Source organism: Myceligenerans indicum, from assembly GCF_016742955.1.
GTDB lineage: Bacteria > Actinomycetota > Actinomycetes > Actinomycetales > Cellulomonadaceae > Myceligenerans > Myceligenerans indicum.
Genome location: NZ_JABBYC010000100.1, coordinates 1 through 5,243, shown reverse-complemented (window position 1 = coordinate 5,243; position 5,243 = coordinate 1). Strand labels below are relative to the sequence as shown.

7 protein-coding genes are annotated in these 5,243 nt (G+C 71.8%); all 7 read left to right on the top strand.

Annotated features, from left to right (window positions below; translation table 11 throughout):
• A partial coding sequence (locus tag HGK34_RS21885; RefSeq protein WP_201851482.1) for a helix-turn-helix transcriptional regulator occupies positions 1-655 on the top strand: 655 nt, incomplete at its 5' end.
• Positions 648-1,673, top strand: a complete 1,026-nt coding sequence (locus tag HGK34_RS21880; RefSeq protein ID WP_201851481.1) for a helix-turn-helix transcriptional regulator — start codon at positions 648-650, stop codon at positions 1,671-1,673. The genes HGK34_RS21885 and HGK34_RS21880, both read left to right, overlap by 8 nt.
• A 9-nt stretch (positions 1,674-1,682) precedes the next feature.
• The gene (locus tag HGK34_RS21875; protein ID WP_201851480.1) at positions 1,683-2,057 is read left to right on the top strand and encodes a hypothetical protein; all 375 of its coding nucleotides are present in this window, start codon (positions 1,683-1,685) and stop codon (positions 2,055-2,057) included.
• Positions 2,058-2,189: 132 nt separating this feature from the next.
• Positions 2,190-3,185 (top strand): DUF4349 domain-containing protein, encoded by a 996-nt coding sequence (locus HGK34_RS21870; RefSeq protein ID WP_201851479.1) that lies wholly within the window; start codon positions 2,190-2,192, stop codon positions 3,183-3,185.
• Positions 3,186-3,284: 99 nt separating this feature from the next.
• Positions 3,285-3,524 (top strand): Sec-independent protein translocase subunit TatA, encoded by a 240-nt coding sequence (gene tatA / locus HGK34_RS21865; RefSeq protein ID WP_201851478.1) that lies wholly within the window; start codon positions 3,285-3,287, stop codon positions 3,522-3,524.
• Positions 3,525-3,528: 4 nt separating this feature from the next.
• Positions 3,529-4,296, top strand: coding sequence for a twin-arginine translocase subunit TatC (gene tatC / locus HGK34_RS21860; protein WP_307816171.1), 768 nt, complete (start codon positions 3,529-3,531; stop codon positions 4,294-4,296).
• A 111-nt stretch (positions 4,297-4,407) separates the two neighbouring features.
• Positions 4,408-5,243: DEAD/DEAH box helicase (locus tag HGK34_RS21855; protein WP_201851477.1), on the top strand; the 836-nt coding region annotated here is incomplete at its 3' end.

The following is a 5,243-nucleotide window of genomic DNA, read 5'->3' as shown; positions in this document are numbered from 1 at the left end:
ATCTACACGAGCCTTATCGTCGGCAGCGTCAGATGTGTATAAGAGACAGGTGGGGGAGGCGTACGGGCCGTTGCTGGAGGCGGTGTCGCAGCGGCGGGTGGCGTCCTTCCGGTATCGGGCGGCGTCGGACGGTCAGGTGCGGACGCGGCGGGTGTGGCCGTGGCGGATCGCGGCGCGTGGTGGTGGCTGGTATCTGCTGTGTCATGACCTGGAGCGGGATGCGCCGCGGGTGTTCCGGTTGTCGCGGATCGAGGGGCGGGTGCGGTTGTCGGGTCCGCCGGGTGCGTTCGAGGTGCCGGAGGGGCTGGACACGGACCGGATGCTGGGACGTTCGGGGCGTCAGGCGCCGATGCGGACCGCGGTGCTGGCGATCCGGCCGGAGCGGGCGGCGGAGCTGCGCACGCGGGGCAAGCAGGTCGCCGAGGCGGGGTGGGCGGTGTCGGCCGAGGAGGATCCGCGGGACCTGGTGGAGGTGCCCTTCCGTAGTGTGTACGGGATGGGTGCGCATCTGGCCGGGTATGGTGCCGCGGTGCTGGTGCTGGATCCTCCTGAGCTGCGTGACGAGGTGCTGCGGCGGCTGCGTGAGGCGGCCGGGACCGTCGTCGGGCACGGGACGGGCGAGCGGGGCCAGGACGAGGGAGGCGAGCGTGGCTGAGCGCGCGGATGACCGGTTGGTGCGGCTGCTGGGTCTGGTGGCGTATCTGGACGGGGCGGGGCCGGTGCCGGTCGCGGAGCTGGCCTCACGGTTCGGGGTGAGTCCGGCGCAGATCCACGCGGACGTGGACGCCTTGTGGGTCTCGGGCACGCCGGGTTACTGGCCGGATGATCTGATCGACTTCGACGCGCAGTCGATCGAGTCGGGGGTGGTACGCCTGACCGAGTCGCGGGGGATGACCCGTCCGCTGCGGCTGGGGCCGAGCGAGGCGGTGGCGCTGGTCGCGGCGCTGCGTGCGATGCGCGAGCTGGCTGCCGTGGCCGACGACGCGGCGCAGAGCGAGCTGGTGGAGTCCGCGCTGGAGAAGCTCACCGACGCGACCGGTGAGGCGGCCGACGCGGTGGACGTGCGGCTCGCGGCCGGTGGTGACCCGCAGGTGGTGGCGAGGCTGACCGCGGCCCTGCGTGCCGGGCGGCGGCTGCGGATCCGGTACGTGTCCGGGGCGGACACCACCAGCGAGCGGGAGATCGACCCGGTCCGGCTGCACACCACGGGCGAGCACGCCTACCTGGCGTCCTGGTGCTACCGCGCCGGCGGGCCGCGCACGTTCCGGGTGGACCGCATCCTGGCGGCCATGGTGCTGGAGGAGCCGGTGGCCGAGCATCCGGACGCGGGTGAGGTCGACCTGTCGGGCGTGTCGGACGCGCAGGCGCCGCTGGCCACGCTGGTGCTGGCCTCCGGTGCCCGCTGGTTCGCCGAGGAGGTGCCCGTGGAGACGGTCACGAACCTGCCCGGCGGCGACTTCGAGGTGACGCTGCACGTGACCAATCCGGACTGGCTGCGCCGCATCCTGCTGGAGATCCCCTCCCAGGTGCGGTCGGTGTGGCCCGAGCAGCTCGCCGCGGACGTGCGTGCCGCCGCCGGTGACGCGCTGGCCGCCTACGACACGGCCGGGATTCCCGGCCCGCGGCAGGTGGAGACGTCGCCGACGGACGCGGTCGACGGTCACAGCACGTAGGGTGCCCTCATGTCCGTCTGGTTCTGGGTGACGCTGTGGGCCGTCCTGCTGGTCGCGACCGTCGTGGGCGCGATCCTGCTGGGCCGGTGGCTGTGGGGAGTGGTCCACGCCCTGATGGCCGAGGTCGAGCGTGCCGAGGACCGGCACGGCCCGGCCCTGATCCGGCTGGACGCCGCCCTGAACGCCGCCGAGGACGCACGGGCGGATGCCGAACCCCACCGGCCCAGCATGTTCTCCGAGGACCTGACCACCCACTACGCCCGCGTCGCCGCCCTGCGCGAGGCCGCCGCGGCCCGCAAGGCCGCCCGCCGCGCCCGGCACGAGCGGACGTGGGAACGCTGGCGCCACTTCAACGACCTGCCCGCCCGCGGCGACACCCCCTGAGCCCGACCCCTGAGCCCAACCCCTGCCGAAGCGGCATCCGTGCCGGTCACGAACCCGTCACGCCGGGTCACGTCCTTGTCACGGTTGGGTGGAACGGGGAAAGACCGACGCGGGGCCCGACACGATCGAAGTATGAGAACAACGAGGAGAAAGCTCGTTCCGGCGGTGGCCGGCATCGCTCTCGCCGGTGTGCTGCTCGCCGGATGTTCAGGACCGGGCGCCGAGTCCGGCGCCGACGGACAGGACGTCGGGGAGCCGGTCGTGGGCGAGGAAGCCGGCGACATCGGCGGAGGCGACGCCGCGCAGGGCGAAGCACGCGACGACGTCGCCGCGCAGCAGGATGCGGACGTCGCCCGGCAGCTCGTCACGGTCGGGTACGCGACGCTGGTCGCCGCGGATCCGTTCGCGGCCGCCGAGCAGGTCGCGCAGCTCACGGAGGAATCCGGCGGTCGGGTCGAGTCCCGCGACGAGTCCGCCGGTTCCGACGGCGGCGCGGGCTCCGCGTCCCTGACCCTACGTGTCCCCGTCGACCGGGTCAGCGAGACCCTGTCCGCGCTCGAGGACCTCGGGGAGGTGACCGACCGGAGCCTGGAGACCCAGGACGTCACCGGGAGCGTGCAGGACCTGGACGCGCGCATCGACGCGCTGGCCACGTCCGTGGACCGGCTCACCGAGCTCTTGTCCGACGCCGACGACATCAGCGACCTGTTCAAGATCGAGGGCGAGCTGTCCGCCCGCCAGGCCGACCTCGATGCACTGCGGGCCGAACGCGACCGGCTCCACGACGAGGTCGCCCTGTCCACCGTGCACCTGGAGATCCGGGCGGAACGACCGCCGCTCGAGGCAGAGCCGGCCGGGTTCGTCGGAGGCCTGGCCACCAGCTGGAACGGGCTGGTGGCCAGCTTCAACGTGCTGATCGTGATCGTCGGCGCGCTGCTGCCCTGGGCCGCCGTGGGCGGGCTCGGGTACCTGGCCGTGCGGCCGCTGGTCCGGCGCCGGGCCGCACGGCGCAAGGAGAAGCAGGCGGAGCGGGCCCGCGCGATCGCGCAGGCGCAGGGCCACCCGCACGGACAGGTGCCGCCGCAGATGCCGGACGCCGGTGCGCCTGCGGGGCATCCCCGGCCCTGACGGGAGTTTCCGTCCTGCACGGGTTCGTGCGTAGGATCGTGGTGTCAGACACTTCCGGAGCCGGAGATCTCCGGCTCCGCCAAACCGCGAGGAGTCACCATGGGCGCCCTACAGCCGTGGCACTGGATCATCCTGATCGCCATCATCCTGCTGCTGTTCGGGTCCACCCGGCTGCCGGGCCTGGCCAAGAGCGTGGGCCAGTCGATGAAGATCTTCAAGCGCGAGCTCAACGACCTGCGCAACGACAACGACGACGACAAGCGCGACGACAGCACCAAGGACGGGAGCACCGCACCCTCGAGCGGGGCCTCGAAGGGCGACGACGCCCCCAAGGCCTGAACCGGTGGCACGAACGACGCGTCCGGCCGACGGCCGGATGCCGCTGATCGACCACCTGAGGGAACTGCGCAAGCGGATCGTCCTGGTCGCGCTCGGCCTCCTGGTCGGCGCCGTCGCCGGCTGGCTGCTGTACGACCCGCTGCTGCAGGCCCTGCAGCAGCCACTCGTGGTCGCCGAGGAGCTGCGCGGCAACGAGATGACGCTCAACTTCGCCGGCCCCATGGCGGCGCTCGACCTGAAGATCAAGTCCGCGCTGTTCCTGGCGGTGTTCCTCACCTGCCCCTGGTGGCTCTACCAGCTGTGGGCGTTCATCACGCCCGGCCTGACCAAGAAGGAGAAGCGGTACGCCTACGGGTTCGTCGGCGCCGCCATCCCGCTGTTCCTCGGCGGAGCCCTCATGGCCTGGTTCGTGTTCCCCCACGCCATCGCGATCCTGTCCGGCTTCCTGCCCGACGACGCCACCGGGTTCACCAACGCCCAGGACTACCTGTCCCTGGTGATGCGGCTCCTGATCGCGTTCGGGCTGGCATTCCTGTCCCCGGTGGTGCTGACCGGCCTCAACCTCGCCGGACTGCTGCCGGCCTCCTCCATGATCAAGGGCTGGCGGTGGGCCATCCTGGTCGCGTTCACGTTCGCCGCCGTCATGACCCCCACCCCCGACCCGTGGACCATGATCCTGGTGGCACTGCCCATCTGCCTGCTCTACTTCGTGGCCCTGGGCCTGGCCTGGCTGCACGACCGACGCCAGGAGAAGAAGCTGGCACGCCTCTGACCCGCACCATCGACCGTTCCGCCCACCCGGCGGACAGCACCCCGCCGCGCACGACGTCGTGCGCGGCGGGGTTTTTCCACCTGCCCGACCTTCGCCCGTAGTCTGTGCACCATGACACGCCGTGGCGACGGGCCGAGTCCCGCCGAAAGGTACGCCGCCTCGCGGCGACGTCCGCCCCAGTCCACCGTCCCCGAACTGGACCTCTTCCGGGAGAACCTCGGCTTCACGCTCGACGGCTTCCAGATCGAGGCGTGCCAGGCCCTGGAGGCCGGCCGCGGCGTACTCGTGGCCGCACCCACCGGAGCCGGCAAGACCGTCGTGGGCGAGTTCGCCGTCCACCTCGCCCTCGCCGGCGGCCGCAAGGCGTTCTACACCACCCCCATCAAGGCGCTGAGCAACCAGAAGTACTCCGACCTCGCCGCCCGGCACGGCGCCGCCAACGTCGGCCTCCTGACCGGGGACACCAGCATCAACGGCGACGCACCCGTGGTCGTGATGACCACCGAGGTGCTGCGCAACATGCTGTACGCCGGCTCGGCCGCACTGGACGGGCTGGCCTACGTCGTCATGGACGAGGTCCACTACCTCGCCGACCGGTTCCGCGGCCCGGTCTGGGAAGAAGTGATCATCCACCTGCCCGACGACGTGCAGCTCGTGTCCCTGTCCGCGACCGTGTCCAACGCCGAGGAGTTCGGCGACTGGCTCGAGATGGTGCGCGGTGACACCGCCGTCGTGGTCAGCGAGCGCCGCCCGGTGCCGTTGTGGCAGCACGTGGAGCTCAGCTCGGCCGAGCCGCGCGGCCGGCCGCGGATGCTGGACCTGTACGCGGGGCATGTGGATCCGTTCGACCCGGGCAAGAATCCGCCGATCAACCCGGACCTGGCCGCCGCGTTCCGTGGGACGCGGTCGGGGGACCACGGTCCGGGGCCTGTCTCTTATACACATCT